Origin of the sequence: Allobosea sp. (genome assembly GCF_035999205.1) — a bacterium.
In the GTDB taxonomy this organism is placed as follows: Bacteria; Pseudomonadota; Alphaproteobacteria; order Rhizobiales; family Beijerinckiaceae; genus Allobosea.
This window is the reverse complement of sequence record NZ_DASYHA010000020.1, coordinates 1-18747: the sequence shown is the minus strand read 5'-3', so window position 1 is coordinate 18747 and position 18747 is coordinate 1. Positions and strand designations below refer to the sequence as shown.

General features: G+C 65.0%; 15 protein-coding genes and 1 tRNA gene. All 16 read right to left on the bottom strand.

Annotation, left to right across the window (positions count from 1 at the left end; translation table 11 throughout):
- On the bottom strand, positions 1-141 hold a 141-nt coding region (locus VGN82_RS10575), incomplete at its 3' end, for a GTP-binding protein (RefSeq protein WP_305694234.1).
- A 68-nt stretch (positions 142-209) separates the two neighbouring features.
- Complete coding sequence (fusA, locus tag VGN82_RS10570; RefSeq protein WP_327526987.1) at positions 210-2285, bottom strand: elongation factor G; 2076 nt, start codon at positions 2283-2285, stop codon at positions 210-212.
- 35 nt (positions 2286-2320) lie between these two features.
- The gene (gene rpsG / locus VGN82_RS10565) at positions 2321-2791 is read right to left on the bottom strand and encodes a 30S ribosomal protein S7 (RefSeq protein ID WP_327526986.1); all 471 of its coding nucleotides are present in this window, start codon (positions 2789-2791) and stop codon (positions 2321-2323) included.
- Between the two features lie 70 nt (positions 2792-2861).
- Positions 2862-3233 carry a 30S ribosomal protein S12 gene (gene rpsL / locus VGN82_RS10560; protein ID WP_038358286.1) on the bottom strand — a complete coding sequence of 124 codons (372 nt, stop codon included), beginning with the start codon at positions 3231-3233 and terminating at the stop codon, positions 2862-2864.
- A 432-nt stretch (positions 3234-3665) separates the two neighbouring features.
- Positions 3666-7862, bottom strand: coding sequence for a DNA-directed RNA polymerase subunit beta' (gene rpoC / locus VGN82_RS10555; RefSeq protein ID WP_327526985.1), 4197 nt, complete (start codon positions 7860-7862; stop codon positions 3666-3668).
- Positions 7863-7977: 115 nt separating this feature from the next.
- A complete protein-coding gene (gene rpoB / locus VGN82_RS10550; RefSeq protein WP_327526984.1) occupies positions 7978-12099 on the bottom strand; it encodes a DNA-directed RNA polymerase subunit beta in 4122 nt (1373 codons plus the stop codon).
- A gap of 365 nt (positions 12100-12464) precedes the next feature.
- On the bottom strand, positions 12465-12848 hold the full coding sequence (rplL, locus tag VGN82_RS10545) for a 50S ribosomal protein L7/L12 (RefSeq protein ID WP_327526983.1): 384 nt from the start codon (positions 12846-12848) through the stop codon (positions 12465-12467).
- Positions 12849-12902: 54 nt separating this feature from the next.
- Positions 12903-13418, bottom strand: a complete 516-nt coding sequence (gene rplJ / locus VGN82_RS10540) for a 50S ribosomal protein L10 (RefSeq protein ID WP_327526982.1) — start codon at positions 13416-13418, stop codon at positions 12903-12905.
- Positions 13419-13942: 524 nt separating this feature from the next.
- Positions 13943-14641, bottom strand: a complete 699-nt coding sequence (gene rplA / locus VGN82_RS10535; protein ID WP_305693451.1) for a 50S ribosomal protein L1 — start codon at positions 14639-14641, stop codon at positions 13943-13945.
- A 10-nt stretch (positions 14642-14651) separates the two neighbouring features.
- On the bottom strand, positions 14652-15083 hold the full coding sequence (gene rplK, locus VGN82_RS10530; protein ID WP_327526981.1) for a 50S ribosomal protein L11: 432 nt from the start codon (positions 15081-15083) through the stop codon (positions 14652-14654).
- A 237-nt stretch (positions 15084-15320) separates the two neighbouring features.
- The gene (locus tag VGN82_RS10525) at positions 15321-16433 is read right to left on the bottom strand and encodes a baeRF11 domain-containing protein (RefSeq protein WP_327526980.1); all 1113 of its coding nucleotides are present in this window, start codon (positions 16431-16433) and stop codon (positions 15321-15323) included.
- A gap of 122 nt (positions 16434-16555) precedes the next feature.
- Positions 16556-17089 (bottom strand): transcription termination/antitermination protein NusG, encoded by a 534-nt coding sequence (gene nusG / locus VGN82_RS10520; RefSeq protein ID WP_327526979.1) that lies wholly within the window; start codon positions 17087-17089, stop codon positions 16556-16558.
- A gap of 14 nt (positions 17090-17103) precedes the next feature.
- Positions 17104-17298, bottom strand: a complete 195-nt coding sequence (gene secE / locus VGN82_RS10515) for a preprotein translocase subunit SecE (RefSeq protein WP_327526978.1) — start codon at positions 17296-17298, stop codon at positions 17104-17106.
- A gap of 175 nt (positions 17299-17473) precedes the next feature.
- The gene (locus tag VGN82_RS10510) at positions 17474-18238 is read right to left on the bottom strand and encodes a molybdate ABC transporter substrate-binding protein (RefSeq protein WP_327526977.1); all 765 of its coding nucleotides are present in this window, start codon (positions 18236-18238) and stop codon (positions 17474-17476) included.
- A gap of 153 nt (positions 18239-18391) precedes the next feature.
- Positions 18392-18467: transfer RNA gene (locus VGN82_RS10505), tRNA-Trp, on the bottom strand.
- Positions 18468-18602: 135 nt separating this feature from the next.
- Positions 18603-18747: EF-Tu C-terminal domain-related protein (locus VGN82_RS10500; protein ID WP_465247922.1), on the bottom strand; the 145-nt coding region annotated here is incomplete at its 5' end.

Sequence of the window (18747 nt, the reverse complement as noted above, 5' to 3'; positions counted from 1 at the left end):
ATACGCCGTGAACGACGCACCGCCAGACTCGGCCAGAACCTTCGTGATCGCTGCCGTCAGCGACGTCTTGCCATGGTCAACGTGACCAATCGTTCCGATGTTGCAGTGCGGCTTCGTCCGCGCAAATTTCTCTTTGGCCATCGTAGCCTCCGTCCGTCAGGTCGTTTTAAGTCGAAAAGGGTTCAGCTAGCAGGTCAGGCGTACGGTTTTTAGGCGTACTTGGCCTGAACCTCGGCGGCGACCGCCGAAGGAACCTGCTCGTAGTGGTCAAACTGCATCGTGTAGTTGGCGCGGCCCTGCGAGAACGAGCGGAGCTGGTTCACGTAGCCGAACATGTTCGCCAGCGGCACCATCGCATTGATGACGACCGCGTTGCCGCGCATGTCCTGGCCCTGAATCTGGCCGCGACGCGAGTTCAGGTCGCCGATGACCGAGCCGGTGTAGTCTTCCGGGGTCACGACCTCGACCTTCATGATCGGCTCGAGCAGCACGGAGCCGCCCTTCTGCAGGCCTTCGCGAAGGCCGGCACGCGACGCGATTTCGAACGCCAGGGCGGACGAGTCCACCTCGTGGAAGGCACCGTCGACCAGCTGGACCTTGACGTCCACCACCGGGAAGCCGGCAAGCACGCCCGACGAGATGACCGAGTTCAGGCCCTTCTCGACGCCCGGGATGTACTCCTTCGGCACCGCGCCGCCGATGATCTTCGACTCGAACTCGAAGCCCTTGCCGGTCTCGTTCGGCTCGATCACCAGCTTGACGCGGGCGAACTGGCCGGTACCGCCGGTCTGCTTCTTGTGGGTGTAGTCGACCTCGGCCTTCTTGGTGATCGTCTCGCGGTAGGCCACCTGCGGCGCGCCGATGTTGGCATCGACCTTGTAGGTGCGCTTCAGGATGTCGACCTTGATGTCGAGATGCAGCTCGCCCATGCCCTTCAGGATGGTCTGGCCGCTCTCCTGGTCGGTCGACACGCGGAAGGACGGATCCTCGTTCGCGAGCTTCGACAGGGCGAGGCCCAGCTTCTCCTGGTCGGCCTTGGACTTCGGCTCGATCGCGATCGTGATGACCGGCTCGGGGAATTCCATGCGCTCCAGGATGACCGCCTGGTTGGGGTCGCACAGCGTGTCGCCGGTGCGGACGTCCTTGAGACCGGCCAAGGCGACGATGTCGCCGGCATAAGCCTCCTTGATGTCCTCGCGGTTGTTCGCATGCATCAGCAGCATGCGGCCGACACGCTCCTTCTTGTCGCGCGTCGAGTTGATCACGCCCTGACCGGCCTCGACCTTGCCCGAATAGACGCGGCAGAAGGTGATCGTGCCGACGAAGGGGTCGTCCATGATCTTGAAGGCGAGCATGGAGAACGGATCTTCGTCCGACGGCTTGCGCGTGGTCGGCTCTTCCGTCTTGAAGTCGATGCCTTCGACCGCGCCGCGATCGACCGGCGACGGCAGGAAGTCGACGACGGCGTCGAGCAGCGGCTGCACGCCCTTGTTCTTGAAGGCCGAGCCGCAGAGCACGGGATGGAAGGCGCGACGCTGCACGGCCGTACGCACCAGCTTGCGCAGGGTGTCGGCGTCAGGCTCGGTGCCCTCGAGATAGGCCTCCATCGCGGCGTCGTCCATCTCGACGGCGGCCTCGACCAGCTTCGAGCGATACTCGACGGCCTTGTCCTGGAGGTCGGCCGGGATCTCCTGCTCGGAGAACGAAGCGCCGAGCGCCTCGCCGTCCCAGACGATCGCCTTCATCTTGATGAGGTCGATCACGCCGGCGAAGTTCGACTCCGAACCGATCGGGATCTGCAGGCAGACGGGCTTGCCGGCGACGCGGTCGATGATGTCCTGGACGCAGCGATAGAAATCGGCGCCGATCTTGTCCATCTTGTTGACGAAGACGACGCGCGGAACGTCGTACTTGTCAGCCTGGCGCCAGACCGTCTCGGTCTGGGGCTCGACACCCTGGTTGCCGTCGAGCACGCAGACGGCGCCGTCGAGCACGCGCAGCGAACGCTCGACTTCGATGGTGAAGTCGACGTGGCCGGGGGTGTCGATGATGTTCAGGCGCATGTCGCGCCAGAAGCAGGTCGTCGCAGCGGAGGTGATCGTGATGCCACGCTCCTGCTCCTGCGTCATCCAGTCCATGGTCGCAGCGCCATCATGGACTTCGCCGATCTTATGCGACTTGCCCGTGTAGAACAGGATGCGCTCGGTCGTCGTCGTCTTGCCGGCATCGATGTGGGCCATGATGCCGAAGTTGCGATAACGGTCGATGGGATGGGAGCGGGCCATGAGAATGCTCTGTCTTTCCGAAGTGGCGCGGACGATTACCAGCGGTAGTGCGAGAAGGCGCGGTTGGCTTCCGCCATCCGGTGCGTGTCTTCACGCTTCTTGACCGCGTTGCCACGGTTGCTGGCCGCATCCATCAGCTCCGAAGAGAGACGCTCGACCATCGTCTTGTCGTTGCGGCCGCGAGCGGCCGAGATCAGCCAGCGGATCGCCAGCGCCTGGCGGCGCTCGGAGCGAACCTCGACCGGAACCTGGTAGGTGGCGCCGCCGACGCGACGCGAACGCACTTCGATCGCCGGAGCGACGTTCTCGAGCGCGCTCTTGAAGACGGCGAGCGGGTCGCTCTTCATCTTGGCCTCGATGATGTCGAAGGCGCCATAGACGATCCGCTCGGCGGTCGACTTCTTGCCCTCGTACATGACCGAGTTCATGAACTTGGTCACGACGACGTCGTGGAACTTCGGATCGGGAATGATCTCGCGCTTTTCGGCGCTATGGCGGCGGGACATCGTCTAGTCTCCGTGAATCTTCAACGCGGCGAACCGGCTCAGGCTGCTCGCCCGGCCGGTCAGGCCGAAATTACTTGGGACGCTTCGCGCCGTACTTCGAACGGCGCTGCTTGCGGTTCTTGACGCCCTGGGTGTCGAGCACGCCGCGCAGGATGTGGTAGCGCACGCCGGGAAGGTCCTTGACGCGGCCGCCGCGGATCATGACCACGGAGTGCTCCTGGAGGTTGTGACCCTCACCCGGAATGTAACCGATCACCTCGAAGCCGTTGGTCAGGCGAACCTTGGCAACCTTGCGGAGCGCCGAGTTCGGCTTCTTCGGCGTCGTCGTGTAGACGCGCGTGCAGACGCCGCGCTTCTGCGGGCAGGACTCGAGCGCCGGAGCGGTGTTGCGCGCCTTGACGGGCGAACGCGGCTTGCGAATGAGCTGGCTGATTGTCGGCATTCTGGCCTCTCGCTCCCACTGAGCGTTTGGAAATCGCTAAATCCGTTGCCCAGGCCGGCCGTTGCCATGACACAAACGAAGCCGCGCCATCGGCTCCCGGCAGGGAGGCCTCAGGCGCGTTCGCCAGCAGAGGATCACGGCTCGCGCCGCGTTCATGCATCTTGCCATGTCGTCAATCGACGCTGGAGTTTCGATGGAGTTTCGGCCGCGAAATTCGCCAGCAACAAAGGCTAAGGCGACATACGTGTCCGACAACCACCGACAGTGGCGCGCTTATGACTCGGGTCGAGATTCGCGTCAACCCCCAATCTCGGGATTTGACGCCGGAAATGCCCTGCCCCGCGGGTCTTTCGCCGGAAAAGCAACATGGCCGCCCCCTCGCGGGAGCGGCCATGTCAGATTATCGCACTCCGCGGGATCCGCGGAAGCCGATCACTCCGCCGCGGGCAGCGCCGCCTCGACGGCCTTCGCCGCCGAAGCCGCGGCCTTCGCCGCCGCATCCGCCTTCTGGCCGACGATCAGATCGTCGCGGCGCGTCGCCACCTGCTTGATGCGGGCGACCTGCGCGCCGGTGCCGGCCGGGATCAGCGAGCCGACGATGACGTTCTCCTTCAGGCCTTCGAGCGTGTCGTACTTGCCGTTGACCGCCGCCTCGGTGAGGACGCGGGTGGTCTCCTGGAACGACGCCGCCGAGATGAAGGAGCGGGTCTGCAGCGAAGCCTTGGTGATGCCGAGCAGCACCGGGACGCCGGAGGCGGGCTTCTTGCCCTCTTCCGCCATCTTCGCGTTGATCTCCTGCAGCTCGATACGGTCGACCTGGTCGCCGGTCAGGATGTCGGTGTCGCCGCCATCCGTGATCTCGACCTTCTGCAGCATCTGCCGGACGATCACCTCGATGTGCTTGTCGTTGATGCCCACGCCCTGGAGGCGATAGACCTCCTGGATCTCGTTCACCAGATAAGCCGCCAGCTCCTCGACGCCCTTGATCGCAAGGATGTCGTGCGGGGCCGGGTTGCCGTCGAGGATGTAGTCGCCGACCTCCACGACGTCGCCGTCCTGGAGATGGATGTGCTTGCCCTTGGGGATCAGGTACTCGAGCCCCTCGGAACCGTCATGCGGCGTCAGCGTGACACGACGCTTGTTCTTGTAGTCCTTGCCGAAGCCGATCACGCCCGACTTCTCGGCGATGATCGCCGCATCCTTCGGACGACGCGCCTCGAACAGCTCCGCGACCCGCGGCAGACCGCCGGTGATGTCGCGGGTCTTGGCCGAGTCGGTCGAGACACGCGCCAGCACGTCGCCTGCCTTGATCGAGGAGCCCGGCTCCACCGAGATGATGCCGTCGACCGGCAGGATGTAGCGGGCATCGCCACCACGGGCGAGCTTCGCAACCTTGCCGTCGGCACCCTGGACCACGATCGCCGGCTTGAGATCGGCCGTACGGGCCGAGCCGCGCCAGTCGATGACGACGCGCTTGGAGATGCCGGTCGCCTCGTCGGTCGTCTCGGTGATCGACATGCCGTCCACGAGGTCCTCGAAGCCGACCTTTCCGTCGACTTCCGCCAGGATCGGGCGGGAATAGGGATCCCACTCGATCAGGCGCTGGCCGCGCTTCACCTTGTCGCCCTCGTCGACCCGCAGCTTCGAGCCGAACTGGACGCGATGGACCGCGCGCTCGGCGCCGTCCGGCCCGACGATCACGATGGCGATGTTGCGCGCCATCGCGATGAGGTCGCCATCCGAGTTCCGCGCAACGTTGCGGTTGCGCATCTTCACGACGCCCTCGAAGTTCGACTCCACGAAGGACTGGTCGGCGATGGTCGCCGCGCCGCCGATGTGGAAGGTACGCATGGTCAGCTGCGTGCCCGGCTCGCCGATCGACTGCGCCGCGATGACGCCAACCGCCTCGCCCATGTTGACGGGCGTGCCGCGAGCGAGGTCGCGGCCATAGCAGGTCGCGCAGACTCCGTTCTTGGTCTCGCAGGTCAGCACCGAGCGGATCTTCACCTCCTGAATACCGGCGGCGTTGATCTTCTCGATGTCGCTCTCCTCGATCATCTTGCCCTTCGGCACGAGGACGTTGCCGTCGATATCCGTGACGTCCTCGGCCGCCGAGCGACCCAGGATGCGGATACCGAGCGAAGCCACGACCTGACCCGCGTCGATGATGGCGCGCATCTTGATGCCGTTGTCCGAGCCGCAATCGGTCTCGGAAATGATCGCGTCCTGCGCCACGTCGACGAGACGGCGGGTGAGATAGCCGGAGTTGGCCGTCTTGAGCGCCGTGTCGGCGAGACCCTTACGGGCGCCGTGGGTCGAGTTGAAGTACTCGAGAACGTCGAGGCCTTCCTTGAAGTTCGAGATGATCGGGCTCTCGATGATCTCGCCCGACGGCTTGGCCATCAGGCCGCGCATGGCGGCGAGCTGGCGCATCTGCGCCGGCGAACCGCGGGCACCCGAGTGGCTCATCATGTAGATCGAGTTGATCGGCTTGTCGCGGCCGGTCTCGTCCTTCTTCACGGTCGAGATGCGGGCCATCATCTCCTGGGCGAGCTTGTCGGAGCACTTCGCCCAGGCGTCGACGACCTTGTTGTACTTCTCGCCCTGGGTGATCAGGCCGTCCTGGTACTGCTGCTCGTAATCCTTGGCGAGCGCGCGGGTCGTGTCGACGATGTCCCACTTGTTCTCCGGCACGACCATGTCGTCCTTGCCGAAGGAAATGCCGGCCTTGAAGGCGTGAGTGAAGCCCAGCGACATGATGCGGTCGCAGAAGATCACCGATTCCTTCTGACCGCAGCCGCGATACACGGCGTCGATCATCCCCTGGATCTCCTTCTTGGTCATCAGCTTGTTGATGACATCGAAGGTCACGGCCGGGTGCTTCGGCAGAGCGGTCGAGAGGATCACGCGGCCCGGCGTGGTGTCGTAGATCTTGGTGTAGGGCTTGCCGTCCTGGCCGACCCCGGTCCAGCGATACTTGATCTTCGAATGCAGCGTCACGACCTTCTCGTGCAGCGCGTATTCGAGCTCGCCGAAGTCACCGAAGATCTTGCCCTGGCCCGGCTCGCCGTCCGAGACGATCGAGAGGTAGTACAGGCCGAGCACGATGTCCTGCGACGGCACGATGATCGGCAGGCCGTTCGCCGGGTGCAGGATGTTGTTGGTCGACATCATCAGCACGCGCGCTTCCAGCTGCGCCTCGAGCGACAGCGGGACGTGCACGGCCATCTGGTCGCCGTCGAAGTCGGCGTTGAACGCGGCGCAGACCAGCGGGTGCAGCTGGATCGCCTTGCCCTCGATCAGCGTCGGCTCGAACGCCTGGATGCCCAGGCGGTGGAGCGTCGGCGCACGGTTCAGCATCACCGGATGCTCGCGGATGACCTCGTCCAGGATATCCCAGACCTCCGGCTTCTCCTTCTCGACGAGCTTCTTGGCCTGCTTGACCGTGGTCGAGTAGCCCTTGGCGTCGAGGCGCGCGTAGATGAACGGCTTGAACAGCTCGAGCGCCATCTTCTTCGGCAGGCCGCACTGATGCAGCTTCAGCTCCGGGCCGACCACGATGACCGAACGGCCCGAGTAGTCGACGCGCTTGCCGAGGAGGTTCTGGCGGAAGCGGCCCTGCTTGCCCTTCAGCATGTCGGCGAGCGACTTCAGCGGGCGCTTGTTGGCACCCGTGATGACGCGGCCGCGGCGGCCGTTGTCGAACAGCGCGTCGACCGATTCCTGCAGCATCCGCTTCTCGTTGCGGATGATGATGTCCGGCGCGCGTAGCTCGATCAGCCGCTTCAGGCGGTTGTTGCGGTTGATGACGCGGCGATAGAGGTCGTTCAGGTCGGACGTCGCGAAGCGACCACCGTCGAGCGGCACCAGCGGACGCAGATCCGGCGGGATCACCGGGATGATGGTCATGACCATCCATTCCGGCTTGTTGCCCGAGAGCTGGAACGCCTCGATGATCTTGAGGCGCTTCATCAGCTTCTTGGGCTTCAGCTCCGACGTCGTCGTCGCGATCTCATGCTTGAGATCGGCGTTGATCTGGTCGAGGTCGAGCGCCCGCAGCATCTCGCGGATCGCTTCCGCGCCGATCATGGCGGTGAAGGTGTCGGCGCCGTACTCTTCCTGGCAGCGGACATACTCTTCTTCGGACAGCAGCTGACGGTCCTTGAGCGGGGTCAGGCCCGGCTCGATGACTACATACGACTCGAAGTAGAGGATGCGCTCAAGGTCCTTGAGCGGCATATCCATCAGCAGGCCGATGCGCGAGGGCAGCGACTTCAGGAACCAGATATGCGCAACCGGGGCGGCCAGCTCGATATGGCCCATGCGCTCGCGCCGGACGCGGGCGAGCGTGACTTCGACGCCGCACTTCTCGCAGATGACGCCCTTGAACTTCATGCGCTTGTACTTGCCGCACAGGCACTCGTAGTCCTTGATCGGCCCGAAGATACGGGCGCAGAACAGGCCGTCGCGCTCCGGCTTGAACGTACGGTAGTTGATGGTCTCGGGCTTTTTGATCTCGCCATAGGACCAGGACAGGATCTTCTCCGGGCTCGCGATCGAGATCTTGATCGCGTCGAAGGCCTGCTGGACCGGCTGCTGGCCGAAAAGGTTCATGACCTCTTGCTTCATCGCCTGTCTCCTCTCGCCGGCGGGGGTGGAGCACCGCCCTGCCCGGCTTCGTCAATTCAATGGCCGGCGGCGTCAGTGCCGCCGGCAGATCGTGTTCGGACCGGAGTGAACCGGCTTACTCGGCGGCCTCGGCCGGCGGCAGCTCGCCCGGCTTCGGCTTGTTGCTGACCAGCTCGACGTTGAGGCCCAGCGAACGCATCTCCTTGACGAGAACGTTGAAGCTCTCGGGGATGCCGGCCTCGAAGTTGTCCTCGCCGCGCACGATCGACTCGTAGACCTTGGTTCGGCCCGCGACGTCGTCCGACTTCACCGTCAGCATCTCCTGCAGCGTGTAGGCGGCGCCATAGGCTTCGAGCGCCCAGACCTCCATCTCGCCGAAGCGCTGGCCGCCGAACTGCGCCTTGCCGCCCAGCGGCTGCTGGGTGACGAGCGAGTACGGGCCGATCGAACGCGCATGGATCTTGTCGTCGACCAGGTGGTGCAGCTTCAGCATGTAGATGTAGCCCATCGTGACCTTGCGGTCGAAGGGCTCGCCGGTGCGGCCGTCATAGAGCGTCGACTGGCCCGACGAGTGCAGGCCGGCCTGCTCCAGAAGCCGCTCGATGTCGGCCTCCTTGGCGCCGTTGAACACCGGCGTCGCGATCGGAACGCCACGGCGCAGGTTCTGGCCCATCTCGACGAGCTCGTTCTCGTCCATCGAGGCGATGATCTCGTTATCCTCGTAGACGGCGTCGAACGAAGCCCGCAGGGCCTCGACGTCATGGGCCTTCTTGTACGCGTCGAGCGCCTTGCCGATCTGCTTGCCGAGGCCGGCGGCGGCCCAACCCAGATGCGTCTCCAGGATCTGGCCGACGTTCATGCGCGAGGGCACGCCGAGCGGGTTCAGCACGATGTCGGCATGGGTGCCGTCCTCGAGGAACGGCATGTCCTCCGCCGGCACGATGCGCGAGACCACACCCTTGTTGCCGTGACGGCCGGCCATCTTGTCGCCCGGCTGGATCTTGCGCTTCACCGCGACGAAGACCTTGACCATCTTCATCACGCCCGGAGGCAGCTCGTCGCCGCGCTGCAGCTTCTCGACCTTGTCGAGGAAGCGCTGCTCGAGACGCTTCTTCGACTCGTCGTACTGCTTCCGCATCGCCTCGATTTCGGTCATCAGGGCGTCGTCCGCCGTGGCGAACAGCCACCACTGCGAGCGCGGGAACTCGGACATGCCCTCGCGGGTGATGACCGTGTCCTTCTTGAAGCCCTTCGGGCCGGCGAGACCGGTCTTGCCGTTCAGGATGTCGCCGAGACGCGCAAAGGTGTTGCGGTCCAGGATCGCCTGTTCGTCGTCACGGTCCTTGGCGAGACGCTCGATCTCCTCGCGCTCGATCGCCTGGGCGCGCTCGTCCTTGTCGACGCCGTGGCGGTTGAACACGCGGACCTCGACGATCGTGCCCTGGACGCCCGGCGGAACACGCAGCGAGGTGTCGCGGACGTCGGACGCCTTCTCGCCGAAGATGGCGCGCAGCAGCTTCTCTTCCGGCGTCATCGGGCTTTCGCCCTTCGGCGTGATCTTGCCGACGAGGATGTCACCGGCCGCCACTTCGGCGCCGATATAGACGATGCCGGCTTCGTCGAGGTTCTTCAGCGCCTCTTCCGAAACGTTCGGAATGTCGCGCGTGATTTCCTCCGGGCCGAGCTTCGTGTCGCGGGCCATGACCTCGAATTCCTCGATATGGATCGAGGTGAAGACGTCTTCCGAGACAATCTTCTCCGAGAGCAGGATCGAGTCTTCGAAGTTGTAGCCGTTCCACGGCATGAACGCGACGAGCACGTTGCGGCCGAGCGCGAGCTCGCCGAACTCCGTCGACGGGCCGTCCGCGACGATATCACCCTTCTTGATGACGTCGCCGACGCGCACCAGCGGACGCTGCGTGATGCAGGTCGACTGGTTCGAGCGCTGGAACTTCTGCAGGCGGTAGATGTCGACGCCCGGCTTGGTCGGATCCATCTCGTCGGACGCACGGATAACGATACGCGTCGCGTCGACCTGGTCGACGATGCCGGCGCGGCGGGCCGCGATCGCTGCGCCCGAGTCACGGGCGACGACAGCTTCCATGCCGGTGCCGACGAAAGGCGCGTCGGCGCGAACCAGCGGCACCGCCTGGCGCTGCATGTTCGAGCCCATCAGAGCGCGGTTCGCGTCGTCGTTCTCGAGGAACGGGATCAGCGCCGCGGCGACCGAGACGAGCTGCTTCGGCGACACGTCCTGGAAGTCGACCTTGTCGACCGGGGTGACGATGACTTCACCGGCGCGGCGGCAGACGATCAGGTCGTCGGTGAGGCGGCCTTCCTTGTCGACGGCGGCGTTCGCCTGGGCGACGTTGTACTTCGCCTCCTCCATCGCCGAGAGATAGATAATCTCGTCGGTCTGCTTCCCGTCGCGGATGCGGCGGTAGGGGCTCTCGATGAAGCCATACTTGTTCACCCGCGCGAAGGTGGCGAGCGAGTTGATCAGGCCGATATTCGGCCCTTCCGGCGTCTCGATCGGGCAGATGCGGCCGTAATGCGTCGGGTGCACGTCGCGCACCTCGAAGCCGGCGCGCTCGCGGGTCAGACCACCCGGGCCAAGCGCCGAAAGGCGACGCTTGTGAGTGACTTCCGAGAGCGGGTTCGTCTGGTCCATGAACTGCGAGAGCTGCGACGAGCCGAAGAACTCGCGCACGGCGGCAGCCGCCGGCTTGGCGTTGATCAGGTCCTGCGGCATCACCGTGTCGATATCGACCGAGGACATGCGCTCCTTGATGGCGCGCTCCATGCGCAGGAGGCCCAGGCGGTACTGGTTCTCCATGAGCTCGCCGACCGAGCGCACGCGGCGGTTGCCGAGATGGTCGATGTCGTCGATCTCGCCCTTGCCGTCGCGCAGGTCGACCAGCGCCTTGACGACCGCGAAGATGTCCTCCTTGCGCAGGATGCGCACGGTGTCCTCGGCGTCGAGGTCGAGGCGCATGTTCATCTTCACGCGGCCGACGGCCGAAAGGTCGTAGCGCTCGGCGTCGAAGAACAGCGACTGGAACATGTTCTCGGCGGTCTCGAGCGTCGGCGGCTCGCCCGGACGCATCACGCGGTAGATGTCGAACAGCGCCTCTTCACGGCGCGAGTTCTTGTCCACGTTCAGCGTGTTGCGGATGTACGGGCCGACGGTGATGTGGTCGATGTCGAGCACCGGGATCTCGTCGAAGCCCTCGTCGGTGAGGAGCTTGAGCAGCTTCTCGGTGATCTCCTCGCCGGCCTCGGCGAAGACCTCGCCGGTCGCCGGGTTGACCAGGTCCTCGGCGATGTACTGGGTGTAGAGATCCTCGTCCGTGGCGCGCAGGAACTTGAGACCCTTCTCGGCGAGCTGGCGCGCCGTGCGGGCGACGAGCTTCTTGCCGGCCTCGACCACGACCTCGCCGGTGTCGGCGTCGATCATGTCCTCGGTCGCCTTGAAGCCCTTCATGCGCTCGGCGTCGTAGGGAACGCGCCAGCCCTGCTTGTCCTTGGCGTAGGTGATCGTGTTGTAGAAGCGGCTGAGGATCTCCTCGCCGTCCATGCCGAGCGCGAACAGCAGCGACGTCACCGGAATCTTACGCTTCCGGTCGATGCGCGCATACACGATGTCCTTGGCGTCGAACTCGATGGCGAGCCAGGAGCCGCGATAGGGGATGATGCGGGCGGCGAACAGCAGCTTGCCCGACGAATGGGTCTTGCCCTTGTCGTGGTCGAAGAACACGCCTGGCGAACGGTGCATCTGCGAGACGATGACGCGTTCCGTGCCGTTGACGATGAAGGTGCCGTTGTCGGTCATGAGCGGCATGTCGCCCATGTAGACATCCTGCTCCTTGATGTCCTTGACCGACTTGGCCTGGGTGTCGGGATCGATATCGAACACGATCAGGCGCAGCGTCACCTTGAGCGGCGCCGAGAAAGTCATGCCGCGCTGACGGCACTCGTCGACGTCGTACTTCGGCGGCTCGAAAGTGTACTTCACGAACTCGAGCAGCGAGGCGCCCGAGAAATCGCCGATCGGGAACACCGACTTGAAGACCGACTGCAGGCCTTCGTCGCCGCGGCCGCCCTTGGGCTCGTCGACCATCAGGAACTGGTCATAGGACGCCTTCTGAACCTCGATGAGGTTCGGCATCTGCGCCACTTCCTTGAGTTTTCCGAAGAACTTGCGGACGCGCCTGCGGCCCTGGAGCGAATTGACCATGTTGTTCCTCGCAATCTCCGGAGCGCGACGCCCGAACGTGGAATCCACGATCGGCAACGCCTGCTCCAACTTCGGTTCAGAGCCGGATTCGGAAAACCGGTTCGGCCCGACCCGGCTTCATCCTGCTCTGGACGGCTCACCCGGCGGTCCGGGCGACAAGGCGGCAAGGCCGCCGGGTGAGCCGCTCGGCGCGTCATTGCGCCGACATCATCTGAAACGCGCACCCCACAACGCAAAGCTGCATCGAGGGTCTTTGCAACCTTTCCGCACTATGGTGCGGAAACGACGCGACAGCCCCGGAGGCGTCACCACCCCGGGACTGTCTGGTCTTGACTAGGGTCGGACCGGCATCATGCCGGCCCTGCTCACTTGAGCTCGACCTTGGCGCCGACGGCCTCGAGCTGCTTCTTGAGCTTCTCGGCCTCGTCCTTGGCAACCGACTCCTTGACAGGCTTCGGAGCGGCCTCGACCAGGTCCTTGGCCTCCTTGAGGCCGAGACCGGTGATGGCGCGGACTTCCTTGATCACCTCGATCTTCTTGTCGCCGGCCGAAGCCAGGACAACGGTGAACTCGGTCTGCTCTTCAGCAGCGGCAGCGCCAGCGCCAGCGCCAGCGGCCGGGCCAGCCGCAACGGCGACGGCGGCGGCAGCGGAGACGCCCCACTTCTCTTCGAGAAGCTTGGCGAGGTCAGCGGCCTCGAGGACCGTCAGGGAGGACAGCTCGTCGACGAGCTTGGCGAGATCAGCCATGATAGGCTCCTATATGGTAAGAGGTTCGAACGATTATCAGGGGTAGCCGGCCGTTCAGGCCGCATCCTTGTCGGCATATGCCTGGAACACACGCGCCAGCTTGGCAGCCGGGGCGGTCGAGAGCTGGGCGATCTTCGTTGCCGGGGCCTGCAGGAGGCCGAGCAGCTTGGCGCGCAGTTCGTCGAGCGAGGGCATCGTGGCCAGGGCCTTGACGCCGTCGGGGTTCAGGGCGGTCTTGCCCATCGCACCGCCAAGGATGACGAGCTTGTCGTGATCCTTGGCGAAAGCGGTGGCGACCTTCGGCGCCGCGACCGGATCGCTCGAATAAGCGATCAGGGTGGGACCCGTCAGCAGATTGCTGATGGACGCGACGTCGGTGCCTTCAAGAGCGATCTTGGCCAGCCGGTTCTTTGCGACCTTAACAGTGGCGCCATTGGCCTTCATCTCGCGACGAAGCTTCTGGAACTGGGCCACGGTCAAGCCCGCATAGTGGGCCACGACGACGACCGAGGTGGTCGAAAACACCTCGTTCAGCGTCGCGACGGCATCTGTCTTTGCCGCTTTATCCACTGGGCTCTCTCCGGTAGACGGCAGGCCTGTGAGGGCTTGCCGCCGGTTGCACTGCCGCCCCTTCGAAACCCCGGTTGACACCGACGCTTCATCAGAGCGACGCTCAGTGCCCTGTCCCCTCTCCGGCTCCTGGAGCCGTGATCGGGCGAGATGGTTCGAACCGTCTTCGGGATCTCGCGATCCCGCTTAAGCTCTTGCACCGTCTATGCAGGCCTCTTGGCGAAATTATGCCCTCGGGCAAGCCCTCGGAGCACCTGCAGTCTCAGACAGGACTGGGTGATTCGAGCACACGGATCGCTCCGCACGCCCCAAAAACCCATTTTTCGGCGGCGAACCGCCAAAAAACGCGAAACGGACCCCTTCGCGACAAGCGCGCCGGAGCCCACATCACTTATGGAAACTGGCGAGCGTCATAGCGCCTTCGCCAGCCTCTGCCAAGTGACAAGTTGCGTGGACACCTCGACCGTTCCGATCGCGATGTCAGCTTCAGCCGGCTTGCGCCGGCCGAAGCGAGGCCGTGATGATCAGCCGCCGAGAACGGTATTCGGCTCGATCTTGACGCCCGGACCCATCGTCGACGAGATCGCGACGCGCTGGATATAGGTGCCCTTGGCGCCGGCCGGCTTGGCCTTGGCGACGGAGTCAGCGAAGGCCTTGATGTTCTCGGCCAGCTTCTCGGCCGAGAACGAGACCTTGCCGACGGCAGCATGCACGATGCCGGCCTTCTCGACGCGGAACTCGACCGAACCGCCCTTGGACGCGGCGACCGCAGTCGTCAGGTCCATGGTGACGGTGCCGACCTTCGGGTTCGGCATCAGGCCGCGCGGGCCGAGCACCTTACCGAGGCGGCCGACGAGCGGCATCATGTCCGGGGTCGCGATGCAGCGATCGAAGTCGATCGTGCCCTTCTGGACGATCTCGACCAGGTCTTCCGCGCCGACGATGTCGGCACCGGCCTTCTTGGCCTCCTCGGCCTTGGCGCCGCGGGCGAACACGGCGACGCGCAGGACGCGGCCCGAGCCGTTCGGCAGGTTGCAGACGCCGCGGACCATCTGGTCGGCGTGACGCGGATCGACGCCCAGGTTCATCGAGACTTCGACGGTCTCGTCGAACTTGGCGGTCGCACGCTCCTTGACCAGCGAGACGGCGTCCGTCAGCGGGTAGAGCTTGGTGCGGTCAATGCCCTCGCGGCCCTTGACGACGCGCTTTCCGATATGTGCCATGATCGCCCCCTCAGCCCACGACTTCCAGGCCCATCGACCGGGCCGAGCCCTTGATCATGGACGCTGCGGATTCGACGCTGTCGCAGTTGAGATCGGCCATCTTCTTCGTGGCGATCTCGTTGATCTGGGCGACCGTCACCTTGCCGACATTGCCGCCGCGGCCCGGGGTCTTGGAACCCGAGGTCAGGCCGGCGGCCTTCTTCAGCCAGTAGGACACCGGCGGCTGCTTCATCTCGAAGGTGAAGGAGCGGTCCTGATACGCGGTGATGATCACCGGGATCGGCATGCCCTTTTCCATCTGCGCGGTCTTCGCGTTGAAGGCCTTGCAGAATTCCATGATGTTGAGGCCGCGCTGACCCAGCGCCGGACCGATCGGCGGCGACGGATTGGCCGCGCCCGCCGGAACCTGAAGCTTCACGTAGCCCGTGATCTTCTTTGCCATGATGGCTGCTCCTGCCGTCCGTCCCGACGCCTATCGGAACGACGACGTCCCGCCCGCGGACAGCTCTCGCCCGGGGTCGGGATGGTTGCAGAGCGTGGTGCGGCAGGGAACTCCGGTTGGCGACCGGCCCGCCTCCCACGCAAGTGAGGCGCCGCCTATGACACAAGGCGGCCCCGAAGGGAAGCCCCGGAGAGCATTGTTTCCCGCCCTGGCGAACGCACGAAGCGCCCGCCTCGCTCAGAGCGGGTAGCGCAGGATCGCGGCCAGATCGCCGCCGCCGGGAATGTCGCTGCGGCGTGCCGCGATGACACGAGCCCCGGCTCGCAGAGCCCGACGCGCGATCTCGTCAACGACGCCATAGCTCAAGGCGCTGGTCTCCGCGAAGACCACAGCACCATTGTCGTCGACACGTCCGGGAACGACCGTGTCCATATCGACGAGCAAGACATCTACGGCCCCAAAGGTCGCGGCACGCGCAGCCTGGGCGACATCGGCCGTCGCGCGCCCCTGCCCTTCGCGCGTCCGATACAGCTGCGCCAATGCGGCAATGTCAGCTGCATAGACGCTGTCGAGGATCTTGCGGGCGGTTGCGGCGAGCTCATGATCCGGCGTCTCATGCGCACTGCCGACGATGGCCTCGTTCGCGAGATGAGAATAGCTACAGACTTGGCGGAAGACCGACACCATCGGCTCTGGCGCGGCCAGGATCAGCGGCCGCTCTCCGCCGCTCAGGACCGGCCGCAGCGCCCTGTCGACGGCGCGCGCATAACGCGTGAGCGAAGCGTGTTCGCCCGACCCCGCCCCGACCGAATCGCCGGCACGACTGACCGGCATGCTGCGGCCGAGCACCTGCCCGGCATCGCGCGGCATGCCGGGCACCTTGACGGGATGCGGCGGCAAATCGGCTGAAACCTCGACGAGGCGCACCCCGCCGGCTCCGATCGCCAGCACATAGGCGTCATGCGGGAAGGTTACGGCCCGGATCAGCGGCTTCAGGTGAAACCGGTCGGACACCTCGACCAGATTGGTCAGGTGGTTGGGCAGGCGGAAAGTCCGCACCCCGGCCTCGTTGGCTAGGACCGCGAGGCTATTCGCCTGCTCGACCCAGAACTCGTCATCCGCCGCGAGCGCATCGATGCCATCGACGAGCGGACCGATCGTCCGCTTGGCGATGCCGGCGGCCTCCATCTGGGCGACCGCCTGCCCGAGCAGGTTCTTCAGAGCGATGCGGTCGCCCTTGGTGTCCTGGGTGACCGGCGTCGTGCGCAGATAGATCGAGACCGCCGGGCTTCCATGCCACTCGGCAAGCTTCTCGATGTCGGTGCGAGTGGGCAGATCGATATGCAGCATGCGCTCCTCCTGGCAACGTCAGGCGTCGACCCGGACAGCTTAACAGCGTAAGCGTTCCGAGCCGAACTACCGAAAACGTGGGAGGGCAATGCCTGCGCCGCCTGCCACGGCGCGATGGCTCCTCAGAGCTTCTCGACCTGTCCGTATTCCAGTTCGACCGGCGTCGCGCGGCCGAAGATCGAAACCGCGACCTTGAGGCGGGCGCGGCCATGGTCGACATCCTCGACCACGCCGTTGAACGAGGCGAAGGGGCCGTCGGCGACCTTCACCTGCTCGCCGATCTCGAAGACGATCGTCGGCTTCGGACGCTCGACGCCCTCGGCCACCTGGCCCTTGATCCGCATCGCCTCGGCTTCGGGGATCGGCATGGGCTTGGCCTTGTCGGCGCCCAGGAAGCCGGTGACCTTCGGCGTGTTCTTGATCAGGTGATAGACCTCGTCGGTCATCTCGCACTTCACCAGCACATAGCCGGGGAAGAATTTGCGCTCGGCCTCGACCTTACGGCCGCGGCGAACCTCGACGACCTTCTCGGTCGGGACCAGCACCTCGTCGAACTTGTCGGTCAGGTTGCGCTGCGCCGCCTGGTCGCGGATCGACTGCGCGACCTTGTTCTCGAAGTTCGAATAGGCGTGGACGATGTACCAGCGGGTGCTCACGTTCTTGATTCCGTTCAACGGGCGCCGAGGATGATGCCGAGCGACCAGCGGATGATGGTGTCGGTGAAGAGAAAGAACAGGCTCGAGACGACGACCATGGCCAGCACGAGGCCGGTCGTGATCAGCGTCTCGCGGCGCGACGGCCAGGTGACCTTGGACGCTTCGTTGCGCACGTCCTGCAGGAAGCTGAAGGGGCTGCTTTTGGCCATGGGTTACCTCGGCTCCCGAACCGGCCCGCTGGCTCCTGCCCCGGCATCGATTCGGCTGTCCTGAAACATTCGCGGCGCGGGGCTCAGGGAGCCGCGCGCCGTCGTGGCGTGCCTTTTACAACGGTCGCGCGCGTTAGCCAAGCGGCTTTTCGGGCAACCGGCAGCACGTCGCCAGTCAGTTCGCGGCGGCCTCCATGCCCTTCTCGGCAAGAATGCGACGGGCGGCGTCGCCGCGTAGGAAGCTCAGGAAGGCGCCCGCAGCCTCGGGCTGCGCGCCGGCGGCCGCAAGGCCGCCGGTATAAGTCGTGTAGCTTTGAATATCCGCCGGCAGCGGGCCGACGAGCGTAGCCCCCTGCACCGCCAGGATCTCGCTGATCTGATGAACCGCGAGATCGGCCTCCCCGGTGACGAGACGCTGGGCCACGAGACCGCCGGGCACGAGCACTGCCTTGGCCTTGATCGCGTCGGCGATGCCCATCGTCTCGAGCAACTTAGCGAAGTAGATTCCGCTGGAGCCTCCCGCGGCCGGATCGATATAGGCCACCTTGCGCGCGGCCAGCAGTGCAGCCTTGAATGCCGGCACGGTCGCGATATCGGGACGCGCCGCACCTTCCTTCACCGCGACGCCCACGGAAGTGCGGGCGAGATCAGCAGTCGACGGCCCCAGCATTTTCCCTTTGCCGACGAGCTCCTTCACGGCGGCGGGGGTCAGCACCGCGAGATCAAACGCCTCCCCCTCGCCGATCCGGCGCAGCAGAGCGCCGGCCGTGTCGTTGTCCACCACGAGCTTGTGGCCGCTCTGCTTCTCGAATTCGGCGGCGGTGGCGAGGATGACCGGCTTGAAGGCGCCTGCCGTCAGCACCTTGATCTCGGCCGCCTGCACAGCTGGCCATTCCCAGCAGGCGGCAAGGATGGCAACAGCGGCAATGATCGGGCGCATGACATCCTCCGGCTCGATCCACCTGCTGGCAGACCGCTCGGGCCGGAGCTTAGCTCAGACGCGCAAATGACCGATAGCTGTTTCAGCGGGATATCGCGCCCGGGAAGGCCGCACGGACGGACGGCGAGCCGCATTGCGGTGCCCGGGGAAAACTGGCAGGGGCGGTAGGGCTCGAACCTACGACAACCGGTTTTGGAGACCGGTACTCTACCAACTGAGCTACACCCCTGTAGTCTGGCGATCCTTTGCCCCAACCATTGCGGCTTTTCAAGTGCGAAATCGCCGCGCCTACGAAGCGGCTGTGAACAAAAGAAAAAGGGCGCCCTATCAGGCGCCCTTTCCCGATTGCTCGCGCGTGCTTCGATCAGGCGATGATGCTTGCGACGACGCCGGCGCCGACGGTGCGGCCACCTTCACGGATGGCGAAGCGCAGCTTCTCTTCCATCGCGATCGGCACGATCAGGTGCACTTCCATGGCGATGTTGTCGCCCGGCATCACCATCTCCGTG